We start from the raw sequence: 23,685 nt of genomic DNA, 5'->3' as shown, positions 1-23,685 counted from the left end.
GGCGGTGGGTCCAGGGCAGCCACCAGCGCCCGGCCGGCTTCGGCGGGCTTTTGGCCGGGGCCATCCGGGCGCCGCCCGCCGCCATTGTGTACCACTGGTCGTGGAGTTCGTCGATGGCGACCGTGCCGCCCAGGCGTTCGTGGTCCAGCCGCCAGGAGTGGATGGCCTCGAAGGCGGCGTTGTCCATGAAGTCGATGTTCAGGTCGAGGTCGACGGTGATGCCGGTGGGGATCGCCCGCAGTTCCTGGGTCAGGTGCGGTACGCCGAGGAAGGTGAGCGAGCCGGAGACGGTGACGTGCAGGCGTCCGTCCGGTTCCTCGCGCTTGTCGATCGTGACCCGCGTCAGCCGCCGCAGCGCCAGCAGCGCGGCCAGGGCGAGCCCGGCCAGAACGCCCTCGGCGAGCCCGACCAGGACCACCCCGGTCATGGTGACCAGGTAGACCGGCACCTCGTGGTGGCCGTGCACCTTCCTGACGTTGCCGAGGCTGATGGTCCTGATGCCGATGAAGACCAGCAGGGCCGCCAGCGCCTCGATCGGGATCAGCTTGATCGTTCCGCCCAGGCACAGCGCGAAGAACAGGACCCACACGCCGTGCAGGATGGCCGAGGACCGGCTACGAGCACCGGCCCGGATGTTGGTGGTGCTGCGCACGATCACTCCGGCCACCGGGAGCCCGCCCAGGACACCGCTGACCATGTTCGCCACGCCCTGCCCGCACAGCTCGCGATCCAGGTCGGCGCGGCGGCCGTTGTGCATGCCGTCGGTGGCCGTGCAGCACAGCAGCGATTCGGCCCCGGCCAGCAGCGCGATCAGCAGCGCCGCCCCGGCGACATGGTGCCAGTCGCCCTGCGGCAACTGCGGCGGCGCCCAGGTGGCGATGGCACCCGACAGGTCGATGCGGGTGACGTCCCAGCTCAGCAACCAGGCCGTACCGGCGGCCACGAACAGCGCCGCCAGCGGCGCCGGGACGGCACTGACCCTTCTGGGCAACCGCTCCCAGACCAGCAGCACCACGACCGTGAGCACGCCCACCATCACCTTGTGGCCATGCATGCCGACGATCTGGCCGGGCAACTGGATCAGGTTCGCCAGGGCCGAGTGCTCCGGGCTGCCGCCGAGCACCACATGGAGCTGGGCGAGAGCGATGACGATACCGACCCCGGCCAGCATCCCGTGCGCGACCGCCGGCGAGACCGCCAGCGCGGCCCGCGCCGCCTTGAGCAGGCCCAGCAGCACCTGTATGGCGCCGGCCAGGATGGTGATCAGGCAGGTGGCCCGCCAGCCGTAGGTGTGGATCAGTCCGGCGATCACGACGGTCAGGCTGGCGGTCGGCCCGCTCACCTGGATCGGGGAACCGCCCAGCCTGCCCGCGACGATGCCGCCCGTGGCGGCGGCGATCAACCCGGCGGCAAGCGGCGCTCCGGCCGCCATGGCGATGCCCAGCGACAGGGGCACCGCGACCAGGAAGACGACGAGTGACGCCGGAAGATCGTATCTGAAAGTGTTCAGAACGCTACTCTCTGTGTCCATCTTCATGGAGGACACCCTAATGTCGGCGCGCTCCCCCGATTCGGGTTTGGCATGTGCCGGACGCCTGGTCGCCGTGCCCGCCTATACCGCCACCGGGCTGGTTTCCGCCCGTCCCTACACCTTCTTCATCGTGGCCAGAGACGCGGCGGGCGACACGAGCCCTCTCTCGGACCGGTACTCGGCCCTCCGCTACCGCCGCCACACCACCCAACTAAGCGGCGGCCGTCAATCTGATCTCCCAGCTGGGTGCCATGGGCCGCAAGGGTTCCATCGTCACCCTGATCGGCGACAGCGGCCGGCGCTACCGCGGCACCTACTACGACGACGACTGGCTGCGCCGCAACGGCATCGACATCCGCGGCCACCTGGCCCGCCTGCACGCCTGGCTACCTCCCCGCATCCGATCCCGGGAACGGGCACACCAGCCTCCCTGAAGGTCATCACCTGCGAGACCGCCCAGGAACTACCAGAGCACGCGTCCTCATGTACCGGACTCTCCACGTTGCCGCGCGGAAGCGGGAAGAGAAGCAGCATGACGACCGCATCGCAGGGATACGACTCCGATCAGGGCGATCCTCGGCCAGGCCGCGACGATCCGGCCGATCGGACTCGGCTCAGTGATGGCGATGTTCGCGCGGAGGCCGGCCATGCTGCCGATCACCAGCATCACCCAAGCCAGGGCATGGGCATGGAGGCGACCACGATGGTGCCGTCCACGGCGAGCGGGATGAGCACCGCGGCCAGATGGTCTTCCCCGTAACGCGGGCACAGTTCGTGCAGGTGGCGGAAGGAGGTGACCGCCGTGATCAGCGCCGGCCCGATGAGGATCCTGTCGGCGCGCGTCATGTCCCCGAGTAGCGGCGCCGCCCCCAGCCCATCGCCGACCAGTCCGGTGTGAGGTCATCCAGGGAGTCGATTTCGGTCGGCTTCAGCCTGCCCGGGTCGAGGGCATCGCGGTGCCGGGCGAAAACCGTCTCCACATACCGGTGTCCGGTGTCAGCGCCGATGATGAGGTGCGTGCGCTCGGGGTGACGTCGCGCCTCCCACGCCGCGACAAGGTAGGAGGCCCCGGTGGACAGTCCGGCGAAGACGGCGTGCGCGCGCATCAGCCCGATCGTGCCGGCCACGGCGTACCGGAAGGTCAGCCAGTGCACCTGGTCGTAGAGTTCGGGGCGGATGTTGCCGAACGGGATGGCACTGCCGATGCCGGCGATTATCGCCTCCGGGTCCTGGAACCGTTCGCTGCCGAAACTCACGCTGCCGAAGGGCTGAACACCGACCAGCGGGATCGACGGGTCGTGCTGTCGCAGCGGCTGGATCAGGCCCGCGCTGGACGCGCCCGTGCCGACGCCGGCGACCACGGCCAAGGGCACGCCCGGCAGTGCGACGCGTACCAGGTCGGCCAGCTCGGCGTACCCGAGGCGGTGCGCAGGGTCGTGATACTGGCGCATCCAGTGCATCTCGGGGTTGGCGCGTAACAACTGGTGTACCCGCTCGATCCGGCGGTCCTGATCGAGGCGCAGATCGGACTCGGCCGGCATCTGATCGACCTTCGTACCGAGGATCTCCAGTTGGGCCCGGATGGCCGGCGTGACCGTGGTCGAGGCGACGATGTGGCAGCGCAGGCCATAGCGGTGGCAGACCATTGCCAGGGCCAGTGCGTAGATGCCACTCGAACTGTCGACGAGGGTGTCCCCGGGCCGGACCGTGCCGTCCGCGAGCAGGGCCTGTACCGCGCCGAGCGCGGCGTAGATCTTCAGGGTCTCGAATCGGAGGAGCACCACATTGTCCGACAGCCGGATCAGGCTCGGCGCCCGGAGGGCGTCGGTGACGTGGCCGTGGACGGTGGTGGAAACGTCGGGTGGGACCTGGAATGGCATGGGCGGTCGTCCCTCGGGTCGTGCCGCCGAATCGGGCGGCGGATGTACATCTGTCGATGCGTTGACCGGTCTTGGGACAAGTCGCACTCACGATCGAGTTGGTTCCCATCGCGGTGGATCGTAGATGTCGCGGGAACCAGCCGGATGGTCCAGCCGACTAGGTCTGTGGCAGGTAATCGTCTGCCGCGCCGATGGCCACCGCCCGCCGGGAGACCCTTTGTCACGACTTCGTCCACTCGCGGCCCTTGCTGCGTCGATAGTGCTGGTCAGCGCATGTGGCGCCGGTACCGGCGGCAGCGCCTCCGCGGGTCCGGTCCCGAGCACGGTGCTGCGCATCGGCCTGAGCGAAGAGTCCGGTGCCCTGGATCCCCACGCCTTCACCGGCAACTTCCTGCTGCTCGGCGCGATCTACGAGCCGCTCGTCACCTACACCGAGGGGGGGAAGCTGGCACCGGGGCTCGCGGAGTCGTGGACCGTCGCCGAGGGCGGCAAGCGGGTCACGTTCGACCTGCGCGACGGCGTCCGGTTCACTGACGGGACGCCGCTCGACTCGTCCGCCGTCAAGTGGAACTTCGAGCGGTGGGTCGGCGACAAGAGGTTCGGCTTTTTCCGTGCCTCGCAGATCATCTCCTCCGTTGACGCCCCGGACGCCGACACGGTCCAGCTGACACTGTCCGAGCCGTACGAGCCGCTGCTGCAGGAGCTGTCGATCGTGCGGCCGGTGCGATTGCTGAGCCCGAAGTCCGCGGACGCCGCCGGTAAGTTCCAGACCCCGGTCGGCACCGGGCCGTGGAAGCTGGTGTCGAACTCGGCCGGGGGCGCGACACTGGCCCGCAACGACGACTACTGGGGGACGAAGCCCAAGCTGGAGCGGCTGGAGTTCAAGGTCATCCCCGATTCGCAGGCGCGCGTGGACGCGCTCGCCAGCAAGGAGATCGATCTCGTAGGCGGATCGTACCTGGCCCCCATCACGCCGGTGGAGGCCAAGGCGCTGAGCGAGCGCGCCGATATCAAGCTGCTCACCGGCGCACCGGACGTCTCGATCATGCTCGGCTTCAACCCGAAAGGCCCGGCCGGAGACCGGGCCGTCCGCGAGGCCGTGCGTCAGGCGATCGACACCACGTCCCTGACCAAGGCGCTGTTCATGGGTTATGCCGAGCCTGCGCGCCGGGTGTTCCCACCGGAAGTGCCCGACTCCGGGACCGACCTCCCGCTCTACTTCGACCAGGCCGCCGCCCGCAGCACCCTGGAGGCCGCCGGATACACGCTCGACGGCACCACCCGGGTCAAGAACGGCAAGCCGCTCTCCCTGAAGCTGCTCATCCCCGCCTCACCGGCCGAGGGTCAGCTCGACCCCCGGTCCACGGCCGCCGCGATCGCCGCCGCCCTCAAGGAGGTCGGTATCGCCGTGGAGATCGCCCCGGTCGACGCCGCCGCCTACTACGACGAGCGAGCGGAGGGCACATATGACATCACGTTCTTCGAGGGGCTCGGCGCGCCGTACGACCCCTCCGGCTCGGTCGTGTCCATGTTCACCTCCGGCGCCCGCGGACCGCTCTGGGTCACCCCGGCCACCGAGGCCGCGGTCGACAGGGCCGTGTACGCCCGTGACGCCGCCGCCCGCGCCACGGCCTACCAGGAGCTCTACGACACGGTGGCCGCTGACGCCGGTTTCGTGCCACTGGCCTACCGGACGAGGCTGTGGGCGGTCCGGGATGCGGTCAAGGGCTTCGCGGTGCCGCCCACCGACCTTGACCTCGAAGTCGCCGGGGTCACCGTCGAGTGAAGGCTCCCGATCGGCTGACCACCACAGGCGGATACGTCGCGCGCTGGGCACTCGACACCGCCGGCGTGCTGCTGGCGATGTCGATCGGCACCTTCGCGCTGGTCCTGCTCGCCCGTGGCGACCCCGCGGCGATGCTCGCCGCCACGCGGGCGGGCCGCCCGGCCACGCCCGAGCAGATCCAGGCCGTCCGCGTCGAGCTGGGCCTCGACGCCTCCGCTCCGATACGGTACGTGCGGTGGCTCGCCCACGCGTGCACCGGCGACTTCGGGGTGTCGCTGCGGACGAACACGCCCGTGGGGCCTGAGGTCGCCGACCGGCTCGGTGTCACTCTTGGGCTGGTCGCCGGGTCCGCATTGATCGCCGTCGTGGTCGGGCTGGCCGCAGGCGTGGCCGGGGCGGTGCTCCAGCGGGGTGTGCTGCGCGGCGCCCTGCGGGTCGGCGCGCTGCTGGTCACCTCGGTTCCGGGATTCTGGCTGAGCTACCTGCTGGTGCTGGCGCTCGCCCTGCGGCTGAGGCTGGTGCCGACGTCGGGGATGGCCGGCCTGGAGACGTGGATCATGCCTATGGCGGTGCTCGGGCTGCCGGCCGCCGGCGCGCTCAGCCGGGTGGTGGCGGTCACGCTGCGTGAGGCGCTGGATCAGCCGTACGTACGGGCCGCCCAGGCCCGAGGCAGTGGCCCGCTGTCGATCGTGCTCCGCGACGGGCTGCCCAACGCGGCGGGACCGATCCTCTCCGTCGCCGCGTTCGCCGTCGGCGGTCTGCTGGTCGGCGTGGTCGTGATTGAGCAGATCTTCGCCTGGCCCGGTCTCGGTGCCTACCTCGTGCACGCGGCCGGTTCCCGGGACGTACCGGCGCTGCAGGCGGCCACGCTCGTGATGGGTGGCGGGTTCATCCTGGTCAACCGATGCGCCGATGTCCTGCAGGGACTCATCGATCCTCGCTCCCGGCGGCGGTGGGCCGGGTGAATGGCATGCTCCGCCGGACTGGGGTGCGCACGGCGCTGGTCGCGGCGCCACTGGTCCTGTTCGTGGTCGGGGGCGGGCTGGCACCGCTGCTGGCTCCGGCCGATCCCGCCGCCAACGACCTGGCGGCCTCGCTGCTACCGCCGTCGCCGCAGCACCTGCTGGGCACGGATCAGCTCGGCCGTGACCAGCTCAGCCGGCTCCTCTACGGTGCGCGGATCTCCCTGGCGATCACGGCGGCCGTGCTGACGGTCTCGCTGGCCGCCGGCGCCGTCGTCGGGGCCATCGCCGGCTACCTGGGCGGATGGGTCGACCGGGTCGTCGCCCGGGTGATCGACGTGGTGGTGTCGCTGCCCGGGATGCTGGTGGCGCTGGCGGTGATCGGCGTGCGGGGTCCCGGTGTGGAGAACCTCGTCCTCGCGCTGTCGCTGTGGTCGTGGGCGCCGTACGCCCGGATCGCCCGCGCCCGTGTCGCCGGGATGCGCGGCAGCCCTCATCTGGACGCGCTGCGGCTGCTCGGGGCCGGCCGCGGGCGCATCATCGGCCGGCATCTGCTGCCCCCGGCGCTGGCACCATGTCTGGTCTACGCCAGCACGGACGTCGGCACGATCGTTCTCGGCGTCGCCACGCTGAGTTTCCTCGGCCTCGGTGTCGCGCCGCCGCACGCCGAGTGGGGCCAGATGCTCATCGAGGGGCGACCGTTCCTGGCCTCCGCGTGGTGGCTGGCGTACCCTCCCGGCATCGCCATCACGGCGGTGGTGTTCGCCGGCAACCTGCTCGGCGAGCGGCTGGCGGCCGGTGGGGAGCGGCCGTCGGTCCTCCGGCTGATCCGCCCCGGGCGGATGCGGCGGGCGGCGCGACCGGCCACCGGAGCGGAACCGCCCGCGGCCCCGGACGCGGTCCTGATCGTGCGGGACCTGTCCGTCGCGTACCCGGGCGATGGCGGGCTTCGTCGCGTCGCCGCCGGGATCTCCTATGAGGTGCGTCGCGGGCAGATTTTGGCGCTCGTCGGCGAGACCGGAAGCGGTAAGACCACGGCCGCGCTGGCGCCGTTCGGCCTCCTGGATCCACAGGCGGTGGTCACCGGCTCGGCGATGCTCGGTGCCCGCGAGCTTGCCGGGCTCGCTCCGGAGGATCGGCGCCGGGTCGGCGTGGTCTTCCAGGACAGCGCCGCGGTGCTCAACCCGCTGCGGACGATCGGCGCGCACGTCGACGAGGCGGTCCGCAACGCGGGCCGGGGCGGCCCGCGCGGCGCGACCCGGCGGGTCACCGAGGAACTGCTGGGCATGGCGGGGCTGCCCGATCCCGCAGTGGTCGCCCACCGGCTCCCGCACCAGCTGTCGGGTGGAATGCGGCAGCGGGCACAGATCGCCATGGCCCTCGCCGGGCAGCCGGAACTGCTGATCGCGGACGAACCCACGTCCGCGCTCGACGTGACCGTGCAGGCACAGTTGCTCGACCTGCTGGCCCGCCTGCGCGACGAGCTGGGCATGGCCATGGTCGTCGTCAGCCACGACCTGGCGGTGGTGGCACACCTGGCCGACAGTGTGGCCGTCGTGTACGCCGGGCGGGTTGTGGAGTCGGGCCCGCTCGACGCGGTGACCAAAGCTCCCGACCACCCTTACACCCGCGGACTGCTGGACGCCGTGCCACGTCCAGGTGCGGCACCGGGCACCCGGTTCCGTACCATGCCGGGCCGGTCCGGCATCGGACCGGACGGCACCGCCGGGTGCGGGTTCGCCCCCCGCTGCACGATCGCGGTGCCGGCCTGCGCGATCACGCCGCCGGCTTTGGAACCGGCGGCCACCTCGGCCGCGCACCGGTCGGCGTGCCTGCGTCATCCCAGCCGTTCCACGACCACGGACGGGACATGCTAGAGATCGAGAACGTCAGCGCGGGCTACGGCCGTGACGACACGAGCGTGATCGAGGGCGTCACGATGCGGGTGGCGGCAGGCGAGATCGTCGGCCTGGTCGGGGAATCCGGCTGCGGCAAGTCGACGCTGGCCCGGGTCGTCACCGGCCTGCTGCGGCCCAGCGCGGGAACCGTCCGCGTCGCCGGGGTGGACGTGCACACGCTCAGGGGCCGGGCGCTGCGAGCGCACCGGCGGCAGGTCCAGATGGTGTTCCAGGACCCCTATCTGACGCTCAGCCCGCGGCAGACCGTGCGACAGTCCATCGCCGAGCCGCTGTCCATCCACCGGGTCGGTGATGCCAGGTTCCGGGCCGCGCGGGTGAGCGAGCTGCTGGACCTTGTCGGGCTCGACCCGCAGGTGCGGGATCGCCGTCCCGGGCGGCTGTCCGGCGGTCAGCAGCAGCGTGTGGCGATCGCCCGTGCGCTGGCCCTGGAGCCACGCCTGCTGGTCTGCGACGAGCCGGTCACCGCGCTCGACGTATCGGTCCAGGCGAAGGTGCTGAACCTGCTCTGCGACCTGCGGGACCGGCTTGAGTTCGGCTGCCTGTTCATCGCCCACGACCTCGCGGTGGTCTCGCAGCTCGCGGACCGGATCGCGGTCATGCGGCGCGGCCGGATCGTCGAACAGGGTCCAACCGCAGAGGTGACCACCGGCCCCCGGCACCCGTACACGCGTCTGCTGCTGTCGGCCACGCCCACCATTTGACGACAGATGGGAACCATTCGGGCAGCCCATCCGACATATCGATCGTGACCATCGCCTGCCTTGAGATGCTCTCCTTCGGACTCGCCCACCTCGCCCGGGCCGCTGGTGACGCCGGCGAGCGCCTGGTGCTGCTGACCGGTACCGAACCGCTGTACCTGCACGAGCTTGCCACGCTGTCACCTGGGTCGATCGAGGTCGTCCCGGTGGACACGAACGACCGCCAGGCCGTCGCCGCAGCCCTGAACGCGGTCAAGGACCTCCGGGGACTGATCAGCTCCACGGATACGTGGGGCGTGACCGGGGCCGAACTCGCCACCGAGTTCGGCCTGCCCGGCATCGACCCGGCGGTCATCCGGCTGGTGCGCGACAAGTCCCAGGTCCGGGACCTTCTTCACCGGAAGGGGTTGAGCCCGTTCGCGCCGTCCCTGGTGGACGACGTGGCCGCGCTGGACCTCGACCGGCTCGCCGCGACCGTCGGGCTTCCCGCCGTCGTCAAGGACACGGCCGGCACCAGCAGCAGGAACGTCTGGCTCGTACGCGACGCCGAGGACCTCTCCCGCCTCCGCCGGGAGGCCGCGGGCGCGACGCTGTTCGGGCGGCTGTTCGCGGAGCCGTTCCTCGCCGGGCCGGTCTACAGCGCCGAGACCGTCACCTGGGCCGGGCACACCCGGCTGCTGGGGCTGTCGAGCCGCCTCATGTCACCGCAGCCCTGGTTCCGCGAGGACGTGACCGCGTTCCCGGTGGCGTTGCCGCCCGACGATGTCCGCCAGATCGAGAAGTGGCTCGGCGACGTGCTGACGGTCCTCGGTTACACCGACCGGTTCGCCCACATCGAGCTGGCCATGACCGCCGACGGTCCGCGTCTGATCGAGGTGAATCCCCGTATCGGCGGTGCGCTCGTCGGCGAGTCGATGTGCCGCGCCCTGAAGATCAACGTTTACGAAGGACTTGTCGACCTCGCGCTGGGCCGGCGTCCACGACTGCTCGACGCGCCCCTGGGCGGCGGACCGGCCGTGGCGTTCGTCCTGGCGTATCCGGACCGGGCCGGCGAGCTGGTCGCCGTGCACGGCCTCGACCACGTCGTCCGCTACCCAGGACGGCCCGAGTGGTATCCGACCAAGGCGATCGGCACGGACATCGCGCACGTCACAGATGGGAGCGGCTACGCCGGAATCCTGCTCGCCGAGGGGCCGACCGCGGAGATCGCCACGCACCGGGCCGTCGCCGCGGCGGGCGCCCTGCGCATCGAGACGCGTCCCGCGTGCTAGGCCCGGCCGCCCCGCACGATCAGCCGGCGCGCGTGGTCGTCGAAGGGCTCGGCGTCGAACCCGCCGAAGCACTCGATGCCGGTGAAACCCGCCTCGCCGAGCATGCGCTTGAGCTCGACGGCGCTGTAGAGGTGGTGCACGATGAACGCCTGCCGTGCCCGGCCGTCCCGTACGAGGTAGAAGTCGTCCCGGAACCGGGTCCAGTCGTCGAAGACCGTGCCGCGCACGATCAGCGTGCCCCCGTCGACGTCGATGATCTTCGGCCGGGCTCCGTCGCGGGCCATGATCTCCTTGCCGTACAGGTCGATCAGGAGCCGGCCGCCGGGCGCGAGGCTCGCCCGTACGTTGCGCAGGACCCGCATGTTCTCGTCATGGTCGTCGAACAGGCCGAACGAGGTGTACATGCTGATCACCAGGTCGAACCGGCCCGGCTCGACGAACTCGCGCATGTCCGCCCGGACGAGCCGGATGCCGACGCCGGCCTCGGACGCCGCCTGCGCCGCGCGATCGAGCAGCGCCGCGCTGAGGTCCACGCCCGTGACCTCCGCACCCTGACGGGCCAGCGGAACCGTGTACGTTCCCGGCCCGCATCCCAGATCGAGCACCCTGGTCCCGGGCGGCACCCGCAACAACGGCGACGAGGCGGCTCTCATCTCGGCCTCACCGGCACGCTCGGCGGAGAACAGCACATCCGAGAAGTCGGCCCACAGCGTCTCGTCCTCGAACCACTCCATCGCCGATCCCTTCGCCATCGACCATATCCGCTATGCAGTAAGTCGCCGCTGACGCCCGGATGGTTCCTTCCTCGCCCCACAATTGGAAAGAGCTCCCCATGGATCTGAGTCTGGCCGTCCGCCGCGTGTCCCTGCGGCTGACCGAGACGGTGCGAAGCTCCCGCGGTGAGATCGACTCCGTCGACACCTGCATGGTCGCCATCGCGCACGGCGGCGTCGTCGCCTACGGCGAGGGCACGCCGATCGAGTACGACGGAGTCACCGCGGACGATGTCGCGCGAGCGGTAGAGGCCGACGGCCCGGCCCTGCTGGGCCAGGACCTGAGCGACCCGGAGGCGGCTCTCGACCGCGTCGAGCGATGGGACGCGCCCGCGGGCGCCCGGATGGCCCTCGACGGCGCGTTGCACGACTGGATCGGCAAGGCCGCTGGGCGACCGACCTGGAGCGTGCTCGGCACGCCCCGCACGCTCGGACCGACCGTGTACACGATCGGGATCGCAAACCCGGACGAGGCGGCGAGCGCGGTCCGGAACGCGCCGCCGGTGGGCGCGTTCAAGGTGAAGGTCGGCGGCCCCGGCGACATCGACGCCCTCGAGGCCATCCGGCGGATGACCCCGCTGCCGGTGCGCATCGACGCGAACGAGGCATGGGACCTCGACACCGCCCGCGCCCTCACCCCTCGTCTGCGCGCGCTCGGCATCCAGCTCATCGAGCAGCCGTTTCCCAGAACCGAAATCGACGACTACCACCGCTACCGGGAGCTTCCCGACCGGCTCCCGATCGTCCTCGACGAGGGGTGCACCGACGTGGCCAGCGTCCAGGCCGCCCGGCAACACTCCGACGGCATCGTCGTCAAGCTGTGCAAGGCCGGCGGTGTCCGCGGTGCGCGGCGGGTCATGGAGGCCGCCCGTCGGGCAGGGCTCACGGTCCTGCTCAGCTGTATGTGCGAGTCGGAGCTCGCCATCAGCCAGGCCGCGCTACTCGCGCCACTGGCCGACCACATAGACCTCGACGGCCACCTCTACCTGCGCGAACCACCGTTCCACGGGCTCGGCCTCGAGGACGGGCGGATCACCCTCGGCGATGCGCCCGGTCTCGGGGTGGTGCCCGGGACCCTTTCCACATCCGATCTTGACTGGCGGTGACCGTGAACTGGTACGAGAACATGAACCTGTGGTCCGGCTTCTCGGAGGTCCTCTTCACACCCGAGCGGGCGCGGGCCGCCGCCGAGGTGGTGGCCTCCTCACCCCTGCTGGCGTTCCCCCCGGGAAGCCGCGTGCTCGACCAGTGCTGTGGCGTCGGCTTCTTCACCGAGCCGATGGCCCGCCGCGGCTACCGGGTGACGGGGGTGGACCTCCATCGCGAGCTGCTCGAACGCGCGGCGGCCGTGTGTGCCGCCGCCGGGGTGAAGGCGTCGTTCGTGCAGGCGGACGTGCGCGAACACGTGACGCCAGAGGCGTACGACGTGGTGGTGAACATGTACACCTCCTTCGGCTACTTCGACGACCATGAGGACAATCTCCAGGTCCTGCGCAACGCCCATAGGTCTCTCGCCCCTGGCGGCCGGCTGATCGTCGACCTGTTGAGCAAGGAGACGTACGCGTCCTGGGCCGGCACTCCGAAGATCGTTGACGTGCCCGGCGGCATGGTGGTCATGCGTGACACGATCCTGGACGACTGGGCCCGCTACCGCACCGACTGGACGCTGGTCCGGGGAGACAGGGCCGAACACGCCTCGCTCATCTGCTATGTCTACAGCGCCGCTGAGCTGCGCGAAATGTTCGCCCAGGCCGGATTCGAGGAGATCGAGTGCTTCGGCACCCTGGACGGCGGCCCGTACGACGCCCGTGCCACCCGCCTGATCGTCCGAGGCATCAAGGCACGGCCGGCGTGACACCGGGTGGCGTCCGCTCGTTCACAGGCGTCCAACTCGCCCTGCTGGGGAGCGGGTCGCTGGTCAACCTCATCAGCTTCTCCGTCTACCCGTACCTGGCGGTCCTGCTCCGCGACCGGATGGGCTTCGGCATGGACCAGGTCGGCGTCATCCTCGGGCTGGCGACGCTCGTGCAGTTCGCCGGAGGACTGCCGGGCGCGGCCGTCGCAGAACGCCTCGGGCTCCAGCGGTCCCTGCTCCTGGCGATGGTGCTGCAGACCGTCGCATCGCTGGGGTTCCTCGCGGGCGGGGCCTGGCCGGTGGCCACGATCGCCGCGCTCTTCCTCCGGTCGGCGGCCACCGCGCTGTACTCGCCAAGCGTCCGCGGCTACATGGTGCACGGCGCGGGCACGGGCGAGCGACCGCGGCTGATGTCCGCGAGCTACGCCAGCGGCAACGTCGGGATCGCGCTCGGGCCGGTGGTGGGTGCCCTGTTCATCCACGACCCGGGCGGGATGTTCGCCGTCGCCGCCGCGCTGCACGCGGCGCTCACGATCGGGCATGCCTTTCTGCCGCAGGAACCCCGCGAGGACCGCGAGGCGATCGAGCCACTACGGCGGGCCCTGCACGGCCTCGCGGTCCCGCCGTTCGCGGTCACCGCCCTGACCATTTACCTGCACATGCACTTCTACCAGTACCTTTCTTCCTACGCAGAAGGTCGGGTGTCCACGGTGTTCTACGGATCGGCCATGATGGGATACTCTCTGCTGCTCGTCGTGCTGCAGCCATTGATCGCGGGCCGGGTCGAGCGGATGCGGTACTCACGCGCGGTGGTGCTCGGCTTCGGCGGCCTGGCCGTCGGCATGATCGCGTTCACCGGCGGGAACGAGGTCGCGATCGCCGCCGGGATCGTCGCCATCGGCGCGGGCAACTCCGTCCTCTTTCTCAAGAACGTTCTGGAGGCGCTCGCCCGCACGCCCCGCTCACCGGCGGTCGTCTTCGGTCACCAGCGGCTGGCCGAGGGCGCCGGCGCATGCTTGAGCGGGCTCGCCGGCGGAATGGTGTACCAGGTGTTCGAGACCGCCGGGCGCCTCCCCGGTTTCTGGGTGGCCGTCGCCGCCCAGTGCCTGCTGTTACCCGCGGTCATGCTTGTGCTGCATCGCCGGTTCCGGCGTCCCACGATCACACCGGCGGGTTCCCGATGACCCCGGCGGAAGCGCTGACCGCCGCCCGTACCGTCGCCGAACGGCTCCGCGAGGACGCCGTCGCCCGCGACCAGGCCAACCGGTTGCCCAGGGCCGAGATCGACTTACTGCGCGACAGCGGCCTGCTCTCCGTGGACCCGGACGACCATCAGACCACGCATGCGGTGACCCGGATCGTCGCGGCGGGCGACGCCTCGATCGGGCACCTCCTCGGCTACCACTACCTGCACCTGTGGCGCGCCTCGCTGTACGACAACGCCGAACTGGCCCGCTCCCTGCGGCAGGAGGTCGCCGCCGACCGGCTCTTCGTGGCCGCGGTCAGCAACCCGCGCGACACGCTCACGATCAGCCCGAACGGCGACACGCTGTCCATCTCCGGCCGAGGCGCGTTCGCCACCGGTTGCGCGGTCGCGGACCGGCTGTTCGTCAGCACCATCTATGACGACCGCGAGGCCCGCCTCGTCGCAGTCGTAGCCGGCGGCGCAGAAGGGCTCTCGCACCCACCGGACTGGGACAACCTGGGCCAACGCCTGACGGCCAGCGGCAGCATCGTCCTTCAGGATGTCCGTGTCCGCCGCTCCGACGTGCTGGGCACCTTCCCGGCGGGCGAGGACGAGTCGAGCCCTCGCCGGCTCCGGCTGTCGCTGGTGTCGCTGGCCTTCCAGGCGGTGCTCACGCAGGTTCTCGTCGGCATCGCCGAGGGAGCGCTCGGGGAGGCCGCCCGGTACACACGCGAGCGCGCACGCCCCTGGCCGGCCAGCGGTCTCGGGCGAGCCGTCGACGACCCGCACGTTCTCGCCGGGTACGGGGAGCTCTCCGCGACCCTCCGGGCGGCACGCCTGCTGGCCGACGATGCGACGCGTGCCCTCGCGGAAGCCGACGCCTGCGGTCTCGACCTGACCGCGCCGGAGCGGGGCCGGGCCGCCCTGACGATCTCCGCCGCGAAAGTGGTGTCCACCCGGCTGGCGACGGAGGCTGCAAGCCGGATCTTCGAGTTCACCGGCGCCCGCGCGACGACCCGATCGACCGGCCTCGACCGGTTCTGGCGCGACGCACGCACCCTCACGGTGCACGACCCCGTCGCGTACAAGGCGCGGGAACTCGGCGCGTTCCTGCTCACCGGCGAGATTCCACCGATCACCGCGTACAGCTGAGAGCGGCTGTTCGTCACATGTCACGTCGCCATCTGGTCGGGAATGAGCCGGCCGCGCTCCCGCTCACCCCACCTACAGCACCGCGGGCAGGTCCACGGGCAGGGGCATCGCCTGGTCTCCTTCGATCTTGGACTGTGCATTCGAAGGATCACGCGGTGGTCATCTTCGTGCCTTGCCGCGACGCTTGTGACCTGGTCGAGCTCGTACACGACTTCCGTGGACGCAACCTACGGCCCATGCCCAAGAGGGGAAGAGCCGAGGGTACTGGCGGGCGATGCGCCGCCAGACCCGCTCGGCTTCGCTGAAGGGCCGTAGCCGTTTGTAGTCCCTGCGGATCTACAGCGCACCAGATAGGCGTTGACGCGTGCAGCGCGGAGCGTCGGGCCAGTGGTCCTGGCGGGCGGCGTGGGCACGGTGGAAACGCACAACGAGCGTGCGGCCTGGCCGCACGCTCGTGGGATCCGCCGATCGCTAGGGGCTTCAGGGGACGACGTACACACTTTCGAAGCGGACCTCCTGGTGCTCCGCGGTCCACGTCTGCGGCGGAAGCGACTGGACAAGTCTGCCCTGGCAGTCGTCGGCCGAGAACAGGATGATCGTCCGGTTGGTGTCGTTGTGCCCGAAAACAGCGTCGTCGGTGGTCCAGCACCTGCCCTCATCCGGCTCGAGCAGCGAGCGGAGGCCGCCTTCGTGCTTGAGCCAGTAGAAGCTGCCCTGCGTCTCGGCCTGCGCCGGACCGGGAGCGATCAGCACCAGTGTGGCGGCGGCGGCGAGGGAAGCCAGGATGGCCGATAGTCGCACAGTCATCACTTCTTGCTGTCAGTTGATTACTCAAGGCAACCATCGAAGCGCGGTCACGGACATCCCCGATCGGACAGCATTCCCTCACCCCATCAGCGGCGCACACTGGACCTCACCGTCGCCGTCGCCGAAGCCGCCGGCCCCGGGTGGTGAACAGGTCAAGGGGGCCTGGATGGGAACGCCGCGATGGCCGAGAGGCGGCAGAGTACCGGCCGGGCAGGGTGCGCCGCCCCTGGCGGGGCCATTCGCTGTAGCCGACCTCGCACAGTTCGCCGACGATGCGCCCGGCCGCCCGCTCGGTGAAGCCGATCCTGGCTGCGATGTCACGCAGCCGGATCTGCGGGTCGACGGCGATGAGCCACAACTGCGTGGACACCACCACCTGCTCGACCTGGTCCAGCCCGATCGACGGCGGGCGGCCAGGCCGCCGCTCGTCGATCAGCCCGCCGGCCGCAGGCGCAGGAACCGATGCCGCCACTTGAACACCGTGTCCGGATGCACCCGCAACCGCTCGGCGATCCGCTTGTTGTCCTCACCGTCCGCGCACGCCGGCACGATCTTCGCGCGCATCGCCAGGACCTGCGCGGATTCGGCCCGCCGTGCCCACCGCTGCAGCACTGCCCGCTCGGCGGCCGACACCGTCAACTCCGCTTCGGGCCGGCCCGTGCGCGCCTCGTCGGCCGGCGCCTGCAGCCCGCCCCGGGCGCAAGCGGCACGCCACTTGCGCACCGTGCTGGCGGCAAGGCCCAGATCACGCGCCACCCGCGCCGTGCCGATCCCCGGCAGGCACATGCCGGCACGATCCTTGCCCGCGCCGCCACCCTCGACGGCTCCGCTGACATGCCGACCAGTCGAGCACGCTCGGTCTCGGATAAGCGGATCTCGACCGCGGACGGGCCTGGGTGCGCCATACCAATCACCATATGGATCTATCCGACGAATTCCAGGCGGATGACACTAGGTAGGTGAGCCAGGAGTGGCGGAGCCGGTGGAGGGTGGGCTTTCCGCTCCGTCGATGAAATGTCCACTCTCTCCTGGACGGCGCCGGATTTCGGCGAAAGCGCCCGCGACATCGGATGGAATCACCGCCTCTGGCCCCTCACCCGCACCTGACCCCCGCCTGTCGCCGCCATGACCTATCGTTACCTTACGAACCGGGGCGAGATCGCTGGGTAACCGGGTGAGGGGTGGCCATAGTGCGTCGGCGGTGGCTCGTCCTGATGGCCGGGGCGGCGATCGTGGTAGGAGTGGCCGCGGCGGTGGTCGGTCTGGCGTCGGAGTTCGCCGTTGACGACACGGCCGAATGGCTTCCCTCGATGCGGCGGTACCCGTTGCCGTGGCTGGCCGGGGCGGTGGCGATCGGAGTCGTCGCCGCGCTGCTGCTGTGGTGGGCCCAGCATGCGTACGAGAGCACCAAGGTCGTGCCTCGCGACGGCGGCGCCCCCGAAGACCCGCTGGACGCGGTTCTCCGCGAGATCGCGGTGGAGCAGCGCAGGCGGGTGGGCGAGCGGCGTGAGCGGGGCCGGGTGTACCGCTCCGAGCCGTTGCCCGTCATGTGGAGCGACGATTCGTCCCCGGCGGCGCGGCGGCCGGTGGGCACGCTGGTCGACCGGTTCGTCGGCCGGCTCCTCGACCCCGGCGACGGCGTTCCGCGAGTGGTGATCACAGGCTCTCCCGGCGCGGGCAAGACCACGCTTGCGGCCATGCTGGTAGAGGGCGTCCTGGCCGCGCCGCGCGTGACGCGGGTGCCGGTGGTGTTCCGGCTGGCGTCATGGGAGCCGGATCGCGTGGAGCCGGCAAAATGGATGCGGTCGCGGCTCGCGGAGGACTTCCCCGATCTCGGCAGACGGTACGGCAAGGGGGTGTACCACAAGCTCATCGGCGATCGCCGGATCATCGCGGTCTTCGACGGGCTGGACGAGATCCGGGACGGTCTGCGTCCGGTGGCGCTGGTGAAGATCGACGAATGGCTGCGGCTGCATCAGGACGCGACGCCGTTCGTGCTGACGTGCCGGGCGGCGGAGTACGCGCGGCTGGAGCCCACCGGGCACGTCCTGCCGAAGGTTCCGGTCTATCAGCTTCAGCCCGTGGACAGCGGGGCCGCGATGGCGTACCTCGGCTCGGGGCCGGCCTGGGAACCGGTTCGGCGGCGGCTCGCGGAGGAGGGGGAGGAAGGTCCGCTCGCGCAGGCGCTGTCCACCCCGCTCATGATCGGCCTGGCCCACCGGGTCTTCGGCGGCCACGAACCGTCGGCCGGACCGGAGCGGCTCGCCGATCGCGCCGCGCTCCCGGACCGGGAGTCGATCGAAGCGATGCTGCTCGGCACCTTCGCGCCCGAAGTGCTTCGCGATGACCATCGCTTCGGCATCGACAACCACGGGAAGAAGGGCCGCTGGCCGGTCCGCGGAAGCCTGCGGTGGCTACGGTTCCTGGCACGGCGGCTGGCCGCCCTCGACGAGCACGACATCGGCTGGAGCCGGCTGCACCAGCTGGCTCCGAACCGCTGGCCGCTCGTACCCGCGTTGTGCGGCCTGGCCGCCGGGGCGGTGGTCGCCCACGGCGCCCGGCTGGTCGGCCTGCCCACGGGGTTGCGCTGGGGCGTCGCCGCAGGGGCGGGCTGCGCGGTGCTGCTGTGGCTGCTGGACAAGGGGGCGGCCGGTGAGCGGCCCCGGCACCCCGTCGGGGGCGCCCTTTTCGCCGGGACGCGGATCGGCATGTACGGCGGCCTCGCGGTCGGCCTGCCGGGCGCGTTCTTCGCCGGCCTGGCCGGGGAGACGCTGGGCACGCTGCTTCTCGGCGCCGCCCTGGCGATCGTCGCCGGCCTGCTCGCCCCGGAGCCGCGCCGCACGGCCACCATGGGCGCCGCCATGCTGTCGGGGACGATCGCCGGTGCCGTGGCATGGCTGGTCGCCGCACTGGTGTGCGGATTTCCCCAGGGCGCCCAGGTCTCCTATGCCACGCGCCTGCCCGGCGGCGCTGCCGCCGGTGCGCTGCAGGCCTGGCGGGCGGCACTGGGGTACGGCCTCGCCGACCAGCTCCGCTTCGCCGGGGCGTTCTCCCTCACCGTCGGGATCGTCGTGGGAGTGCTCATGGCGGGCACGGGCATGGCCGCCAGACTGATCGAGCCGCGCTACCCGCGCCGCGGGCGGCATGCCGTCGCCGCGGCCACCCTGTTCGCCGTGGCGGGCGGCGTCGTCGGGGCGGGGTCCGCCGTCGTGCTCGCCGGGCCGGCCGCGGGCGCGAGCGCCGCCCTGATCGGGACGGCGTTCGGCGCGTTGTTCGGGCCGCTCGCCCTGCGCCGCCGCCGGCCGGGCACGAGTGTCCGGGCCGAGGAGCTACAGCGGAGCATGGGGCTCAGGGTGAAGGCGGGGATGATCGGCGGGCTGCTCGGCGGAGGTCTGGGCGGGTTCCTTCTCCCCGGGCAGTACGCCTACCTCGAAACCGACGCGCTGGGCAACGCCTCCGCCGGAGCGGCGGACGGCATGCAGGCGGGCCTCGCGCTCGGGTTGATCTCCGGCATCGTGTTCGCCGGCTCCGACCGGAACGCGGAGGGCGTGGGCGTCTCGCCGGAAGGGAGGCGGCGGCTGCTTATGCCGCTGTCGTGGGCGGGGCTCGGCCTCGCCGTGGGCGCCTTGATGGGCGTGGCCCTCAACGCGGCGCTCGCGAGGTTCATCATGCTCGACGGCACGGTGGTCGTGGTCACCTACGCCCTCACCGGACTCACTCTCGGCGCGGCCGGCGCCGTGGCCGTATGGGTCGAAGGCCGTCCGGAGATGGACCCGGAGTCGACCCTGCGAACCGCCCGCACGACCACGCTCGGAGCGGGTGTCCTGGTCGGCGTCGCGGGCGGCGCCGTCACCGGCATGGTCACCAATCCGACATATGGGGTCATCGCCATCGTCATGGTTTTGACCCTGGTCGTCGGCACCTCGCCCTGGGGCCTGTTCACGGTCAGCCGGTGCCGCCTGGCGCTCGGTGGCCGGATCCCGTGGCGGTTCACCCGCTTTCTACGGGACATGTACGATCTGGAGATCCTGCGGCGCGCCGGGGCGGGGTACCAGCTCCGCCATGTGCGGCTCAGGGACGAGCTGGCCGGGGCGAACCGGCGGGAGTCCGCCCAGGTGCCCGTCGCGCATGCCGGGGCACGGGCCGTCACCGCACCCGGCCGGTCGAGGCGCGTGGCGGCGGCCTGTGCGGCGGTCGTGGTGCTCGCGGGGGTCGGGGTCACAGGACCGCTGCGCCCGGCGGTGGATCCGGCGCCGTCCCAGGAGTTACGGGCCGCCCTGGACGACGCGCGGTGGGTGGACAAGCCGTTGTCGCCGTCGATCGCCTATTCGGGCTTCCCGTACGGTTACGCGTTCAGGGCGACACTCAAGATCCATGGACCCGGCCTGGCCGGCGTGAACCTCCCCGGCCTCGCCTACGTCCTCATCTCGTGCCAGGGGCAGTACGCCTTCTTCCTGACAAGCGACCCGGCCGGCCCTACTCAGGCGAAAAGGCAGCGGGTCGCGCTGACCGGATACACGACGGCCATCGACACCGGCTCCCCCTGCACCAACACGATCACCGTGCTGGCCCGCAGGGGGACGTTACGCCTGTTCGTGGAGACGACCTATTGTGACGAGGTGCGTCTGCCCACGCTCGGCCCGGTGCCCGATCCGAAGCCGATGTCCCTGTCGTCGCAGCGCGGCGACACGTACGTGATGGTCCTCTCGCACGGTATGAGCGCTCTCGGCCGCCCATGAGCTGGGTCAAGTGGTGCAGTTCTTCTGGGTGTCGGTGCGGACCTGCCCGCCACGCCGATCTGGGCCTCGGCGTAGAGGACGAAGTGCGGGTACTTTGCGCAGAGTCGGCCAGGTCAAGGTCCGCTGATGTGAAGCGGTGCTGGCGCGGGATGAGCGCCATGGTGGCACTCGCCACGCGATCGGACAACCATTTCAGCCGGTCAACGCCAGCAGGCGGGACACGCGACGAAGGCATGGTGCTCAGGAAGCAGCATCATAGGCGGAGAAGGAACCGGACAGTGGTTTGCGTCGTGGCGTATGGTCAGAGCCGTGGCCGGCCTTCCGGACCGAAGCACGTCAGCAGATGACCCTTCCTGAGCGGCCGTGGATCCCTGACCTTGATACCTTGCCTTGGCGGGGCTCCCGATCAATGCCGCCGATAGCCACGCGGCGCTGATCCGGCCCATCAGACTTGGCTCGGCAACCGCGATATTCGCTCCAAGACTGGCCAGGCTGCCCACGGTCAGCAGAGTCCAGGCCAGCGCTCCACCGCGTGAGCCGTACCGATTCTCGAGGAGGATGGACATGGACGCGACCACGATGGTGCCGTCGACCGCGAGCGGGATGAGCACCGCCGTTAGATGGTCCTCACCATGACGCAGGCACAATTCGTGCATGTGGCGGAAGGAGACGGCCGCGGCGATCCCCGCCAATATCGCAATGCCTGCGATGGTCGTAAACTGAATACGACGCACCGCCCGATCTCTTGACTCCATGCCCGCTCAGCCCTCCCGGCCAGGGAGAACGAGCGTCGCGGACATCGCAAACGACATGTACGTATCGAGTGTGTCTGGCCTCGGACACGCACTCTGGTACATGCTGAGTCTCGCCTCGACAGCGACGACCCTTCCAGAGGGGTCCTAGGCGAGGTGGAGGCATATCTCGCTAGAGCCAGGAATCCCAAGGAAGTAAGCCCGGCTCCTGCGGCTATGAACACGTCCCCAGGTCAACCAACTCTGGGGGCACTTGTCATAAGGCCGTGCACGATGCGAAGGGGCACCGCCCTGTAACTCTACGCCACCTTCCGGCGACGTACTGGTATGCCGACGTGAAGGAGTTGGACAGTGCCGGACGTCTCCGCCCGTGAAGCCGACGAAGCCGACGATGCCGATCCCACTCGCGTACGGGACAGGCGGGACTTCGCTCGCGAGCTTTCCCTGCTGCGCGAGCGGGCCGGTCTGACGGTTCGGCAGGTGGCGGCGAAGGCCGGTGGGTACGGTGCGCACAGCACCGTCGGCGACTGGTTCGCGGGCCGGGGTCTTCCGTCGGCGGCGTCCCGAGGCCTGCTGGTGCGGGTGCTGCAGGCGTGCGGGGTCGCCGACGCACAGTCGCTTGAGGAGTGGCTGAGCGCCTGGCGCAGGGCGCGGCGTTCGCCGGGCCGGCGTCCTGCCGGGCTGGAGCCGTACCGAGGGCTGGCATCCTTCCAGGTCCAGGACGCGCGGTGGTTCTTCGGCAGGCGCGAGCTGACCCACCGGCTGGTCGCCCGCGTGGGCCGGCTGCGGGACCGGGGCGGTGGCGTGCAGCTCGTCGTGGGGTCATCCGGGTCGGGCAAGTCGTCCCTGCTGCGAGCGGGCCTGATGGCGGCGCTGCGCGCGGGAGAGCTGCCCGGCTCCGCGGATTGGTCCGTGGTGCTCTGTGTGCCCGGCGCGCGTCCGGTGGACGAGCTGGCGGGCAGGCTGGCGGCGCTCACCGCGACCTCCCAGGACGAGATCGCAGCGACGATCCGGGAAGATCCCGGCGACTGCGCCGCATACGCCGGCCGGGCGGTTGAGTCCGGCGGATCGCTCGTCTTGGTGATCGACCAGTTCGAGGAGGTGTTCACCCTCTGCGCCGACGGGGATGAACGGCGGACCTTCGTCCGCGCGCTGTGCGCCGCCGCCTCGGGCGGCGCGCTGGTGGTCCTCGGGCTGCGGGCCGACTTCTACGCCCCCTTTCTGCGCTTACCGGAGCTGGTCACCGCGGTGCAGGACGCTCAGCTGGCCGTCGGCCCCATGAACGAGACGGAACTGCGTGAAGCGATCACGGAACCCGCCCGCATGGCCGAGATCGACCTTGAGGGCGGGCTCGTCGAGCTACTGCTCAAGGAGGTCGCCCCTCGGGGCGCGGACCGGGCCGCCCACAACGCCGGTGTCCTGCCGCTGCTGTCCCACGTCCTGCACGCCGCCTGGCATCAGGGGAACGGCAGGACGCTCACGATCGCCGGGTACCACGCGGTCGGTGGCCTCGACGGCGCCGTGGCGAACAGCGCGGACCAGGTCTACGACGCGCTGTCGCCGGCAGGGCGTGAGACGGCGCGTGGCCTTCTCCTCGAACTGGTGCACATCGCCCCCGACACCGCCGACACCCGCCGCCGAGTCGCCACCGCCGAACTGCTGGCCAGGCACGGCGGTGACCGGTCGGGCGAGGCGGAGGACGTACTCGACCGCTTCATCGCCCAGCGGCTCATCACCGCCGACGCCGACAGCGTCGAGATCAGCCACGAGGCGCTGCTCACCGCGTGGCCGTTGCTGCGGGGATGGCTGAGCACCGACCGGGCGGGGCTGGTCGCCGGCCGTGAACTCGCCGCCACCGCCGCCGCCTGGCAGCGCGACCACCATGATCCCGACGCCCTGTATCGCGGGGCCCGGCTGCTGGCGGCTCAGGCATGGGCCGCCGGCCGGGGCCTTTCGCCGCCGGTGCGGGCCTTCCTCGACGCCAGCACCCGGCACGCGCGCCACCGCACCCGGCGCATGCAGCAGCTGATCGTGTCGTTGGGGATCTTGCTCGTCCTCGCGCTCGGGGCGTCCGGTCTCGCGTTCCAGGCTCAGCGCACGGCCGCCCAGCAACGGGACGAGGCGCTGTCGTTGAAGCTGAGTGCCGAGACCGGCGCGCTGCGCGCCACCGATCCGGCGCTGGCCGCCCAGCTCAGCCTGGCCGCCTACCGTCTCGTTCCCGGCCCGGAGGCGCGCGGCAGCCTACTCAGCGCGCTGGCCGGTCCCTATGCGACCCGGCTGACGGCCCACACCAATGCGGTCTACACTGCGGCGTTCAGCCCGGACGGGCGGCTGCTCGCCACCGGGAGCATCGACCGGACGCTGCGCCTATAGG

General features: G+C 71.0%; 20 protein-coding genes. 12 read left to right on the top strand and 8 right to left on the bottom strand.

Going from position 1 to position 23,685, the window contains the following annotated elements; all coding sequences use genetic code 11:
• A partial coding sequence (locus tag DP939_RS16150; RefSeq protein ID WP_147268015.1) for a SulP family inorganic anion transporter occupies positions 1-1,537 on the bottom strand: 1,537 nt, incomplete at its 3' end.
• 245 nt (positions 1,538-1,782) lie between these two features.
• On the opposite strand from DP939_RS16150, the gene DP939_RS16145 reads away from it, so the two are divergent.
• Positions 1,783-1,965 (top strand): hypothetical protein, encoded by a 183-nt coding sequence (locus DP939_RS16145; protein ID WP_113981506.1) that lies wholly within the window; start codon positions 1,783-1,785, stop codon positions 1,963-1,965.
• A gap of 232 nt (positions 1,966-2,197) precedes the next feature.
• On the opposite strand, the gene DP939_RS16140 is transcribed toward DP939_RS16145, so the two are convergent.
• Positions 2,198-2,377 carry a DUF2637 domain-containing protein gene (locus tag DP939_RS16140; RefSeq protein ID WP_113981505.1) on the bottom strand — a complete coding sequence of 60 codons (180 nt, stop codon included), beginning with the start codon at positions 2,375-2,377 and terminating at the stop codon, positions 2,198-2,200.
• On the bottom strand, positions 2,374-3,411 hold the full coding sequence (locus tag DP939_RS16135) for a pyridoxal-phosphate dependent enzyme (protein ID WP_113981504.1): 1,038 nt from the start codon (positions 3,409-3,411) through the stop codon (positions 2,374-2,376). The genes DP939_RS16140 and DP939_RS16135 overlap by 4 nt, the downstream gene beginning before the upstream one ends.
• A 259-nt stretch (positions 3,412-3,670) precedes the next feature.
• On the opposite strand from DP939_RS16135, the gene DP939_RS16130 reads away from it, so the two are divergent.
• From DP939_RS16130 to DP939_RS16110, 5 genes are read left to right on the top strand one after another with little or no spacing between them, the layout of a single operon-like run.
• Positions 3,671-5,197, top strand: a complete 1,527-nt coding sequence (locus DP939_RS16130; protein ID WP_158578595.1) for an ABC transporter substrate-binding protein — start codon at positions 3,671-3,673, stop codon at positions 5,195-5,197.
• On the top strand, positions 5,194-6,162 hold the full coding sequence (locus DP939_RS16125) for an ABC transporter permease (RefSeq protein WP_113981502.1): 969 nt from the start codon (positions 5,194-5,196) through the stop codon (positions 6,160-6,162). Before DP939_RS16130 ends, DP939_RS16125 begins: the two co-directional genes overlap by 4 nt.
• 5 nt (positions 6,163-6,167) lie before the next feature.
• A complete protein-coding gene (locus DP939_RS16120; protein ID WP_158578594.1) occupies positions 6,168-8,036 on the top strand; it encodes a dipeptide/oligopeptide/nickel ABC transporter permease/ATP-binding protein in 1,869 nt (622 codons plus the stop codon).
• A complete protein-coding gene (locus tag DP939_RS16115; RefSeq protein ID WP_113981500.1) occupies positions 8,030-8,779 on the top strand; it encodes an ABC transporter ATP-binding protein in 750 nt (249 codons plus the stop codon). Before DP939_RS16120 ends, DP939_RS16115 begins: the two co-directional genes overlap by 7 nt.
• Positions 8,780-8,823: 44 nt before the next feature.
• Entirely contained in the window at positions 8,824-10,047 is a 1,224-nt protein-coding gene (locus tag DP939_RS16110; protein WP_113981499.1) for an ATP-grasp domain-containing protein, read from the top strand.
• On the opposite strand, the gene DP939_RS16105 is transcribed toward DP939_RS16110, so the two are convergent.
• Positions 10,044-10,799 carry a class I SAM-dependent methyltransferase gene (locus DP939_RS16105; RefSeq protein ID WP_199565194.1) on the bottom strand — a complete coding sequence of 252 codons (756 nt, stop codon included), beginning with the start codon at positions 10,797-10,799 and terminating at the stop codon, positions 10,044-10,046. The genes DP939_RS16110 and DP939_RS16105 overlap by 4 nt on opposite strands.
• Before the next feature lie 80 nt (positions 10,800-10,879).
• Here DP939_RS16105 and DP939_RS16100 point away from each other — a divergent pair, with 80 nt between their 5' ends.
• The 4 genes from DP939_RS16100 to DP939_RS16085 are packed head-to-tail and all read left to right on the top strand — an operon-like array spanning position 10,880 to position 15,013.
• Positions 10,880-11,926, top strand: a complete 1,047-nt coding sequence (locus DP939_RS16100; RefSeq protein WP_158578593.1) for an enolase C-terminal domain-like protein — start codon at positions 10,880-10,882, stop codon at positions 11,924-11,926.
• Complete coding sequence (locus DP939_RS16095; RefSeq protein ID WP_199565193.1) at positions 11,923-12,675, top strand: class I SAM-dependent methyltransferase; 753 nt, start codon at positions 11,923-11,925, stop codon at positions 12,673-12,675. The genes DP939_RS16100 and DP939_RS16095 overlap by 4 nt, the downstream gene beginning before the upstream one ends.
• Positions 12,672-13,859, top strand: a complete 1,188-nt coding sequence (locus DP939_RS16090; protein WP_113981495.1) for an MFS transporter — start codon at positions 12,672-12,674, stop codon at positions 13,857-13,859. The genes DP939_RS16095 and DP939_RS16090 overlap by 4 nt, the downstream gene beginning before the upstream one ends.
• Positions 13,856-15,013 (top strand): acyl-CoA dehydrogenase family protein, encoded by a 1,158-nt coding sequence (locus DP939_RS16085; RefSeq protein WP_113981494.1) that lies wholly within the window; start codon positions 13,856-13,858, stop codon positions 15,011-15,013. The genes DP939_RS16090 and DP939_RS16085 overlap by 4 nt, the downstream gene beginning before the upstream one ends.
• A gap of 480 nt (positions 15,014-15,493) precedes the next feature.
• Here DP939_RS16085 and DP939_RS16080 read toward each other — a convergent pair whose 3' ends face one another.
• The 3 genes from DP939_RS16080 to DP939_RS16070 all read right to left on the bottom strand — a co-directional run bounded on the left by DP939_RS16080 (position 15,494) and on the right by DP939_RS16070 (position 16,606).
• Positions 15,494-15,820, bottom strand: a complete 327-nt coding sequence (locus DP939_RS16080) for a hypothetical protein (protein WP_147268014.1) — start codon at positions 15,818-15,820, stop codon at positions 15,494-15,496.
• A 106-nt stretch (positions 15,821-15,926) separates the two neighbouring features.
• On the bottom strand, positions 15,927-16,292 hold the full coding sequence (locus DP939_RS16075; RefSeq protein WP_113981492.1) for a hypothetical protein: 366 nt from the start codon (positions 16,290-16,292) through the stop codon (positions 15,927-15,929).
• Positions 16,253-16,606, bottom strand: a complete 354-nt coding sequence (locus DP939_RS16070; RefSeq protein ID WP_113981491.1) for a helix-turn-helix domain-containing protein — start codon at positions 16,604-16,606, stop codon at positions 16,253-16,255. The genes DP939_RS16075 and DP939_RS16070 overlap by 40 nt, the downstream gene beginning before the upstream one ends.
• Positions 16,607-17,001: 395 nt before the next feature.
• On the opposite strand from DP939_RS16070, the gene DP939_RS16065 reads away from it, so the two are divergent.
• A complete protein-coding gene (locus tag DP939_RS16065) occupies positions 17,002-20,559 on the top strand; it encodes an NACHT domain-containing protein (RefSeq protein ID WP_147268013.1) in 3,558 nt (1,185 codons plus the stop codon).
• Positions 20,560-20,759: 200 nt separating this feature from the next.
• Here the strand turns inward: DP939_RS16065 and DP939_RS16060 are convergent, their stop codons facing one another.
• Complete coding sequence (locus tag DP939_RS16060) at positions 20,760-21,293, bottom strand: DUF2637 domain-containing protein (RefSeq protein ID WP_158578592.1); 534 nt, start codon at positions 21,291-21,293, stop codon at positions 20,760-20,762.
• Positions 21,294-21,662: 369 nt separating this feature from the next.
• On the opposite strand from DP939_RS16060, the gene DP939_RS16055 reads away from it, so the two are divergent.
• A complete protein-coding gene (locus DP939_RS16055) occupies positions 21,663-23,684 on the top strand; it encodes an nSTAND1 domain-containing NTPase (RefSeq protein WP_113981488.1) in 2,022 nt (673 codons plus the stop codon).
• Position 23,685: the final 1 nt, after the last annotated feature.

The sequence above is a fragment of the Spongiactinospora rosea genome (assembly GCF_003315795.1).
GTDB classification, from domain to species: Bacteria; Actinomycetota; Actinomycetes; order Streptosporangiales; family Streptosporangiaceae; genus Spongiactinospora; species Spongiactinospora rosea.
The sequence above is the reverse complement of the archived record's forward strand: the minus strand, read 5'-3'. Positions and strand labels throughout refer to the sequence as shown.

Excerpts from the sequence above, each read along its gene's own strand:
- DP939_RS16115 (WP_113981500.1), top strand. The coding sequence starts at position 8,030 with ATGCTAGAGATCGAGAACGTCAGCGCGGGCTACGGCCGTGACGACACG.
- DP939_RS16100 (WP_158578593.1), top strand. The coding sequence starts at position 10,880 with ATGGATCTGAGTCTGGCCGTCCGCCGCGTGTCCCTGCGGCTGACCGAG.
- DP939_RS16105 (WP_199565194.1), bottom strand. The coding sequence starts at position 10,799 with ATGGCGAAGGGATCGGCGATGGAGTGGTTCGAGGACGAGACGCTGTGG.
- DP939_RS16135 (WP_113981504.1), bottom strand. The coding sequence starts at position 3,411 with ATGCCATTCCAGGTCCCACCCGACGTTTCCACCACCGTCCACGGCCAC.
- DP939_RS16080 (WP_147268014.1), bottom strand. The coding sequence starts at position 15,820 with ATGACTGTGCGACTATCGGCCATCCTGGCTTCCCTCGCCGCCGCCGCC.
- DP939_RS16085 (WP_113981494.1), top strand. The coding sequence starts at position 13,856 with ATGACCCCGGCGGAAGCGCTGACCGCCGCCCGTACCGTCGCCGAACGG.
- DP939_RS16120 (WP_158578594.1), top strand. The coding sequence starts at position 6,168 with ATGCTCCGCCGGACTGGGGTGCGCACGGCGCTGGTCGCGGCGCCACTG.
- DP939_RS16145 (WP_113981506.1), top strand. The coding sequence starts at position 1,783 with ATGGGCCGCAAGGGTTCCATCGTCACCCTGATCGGCGACAGCGGCCGG.
- DP939_RS16140 (WP_113981505.1), bottom strand. The coding sequence starts at position 2,377 with ATGACGCGCGCCGACAGGATCCTCATCGGGCCGGCGCTGATCACGGCG.
- DP939_RS16070 (WP_113981491.1), bottom strand. The coding sequence starts at position 16,606 with ATGTGCCTGCCGGGGATCGGCACGGCGCGGGTGGCGCGTGATCTGGGC.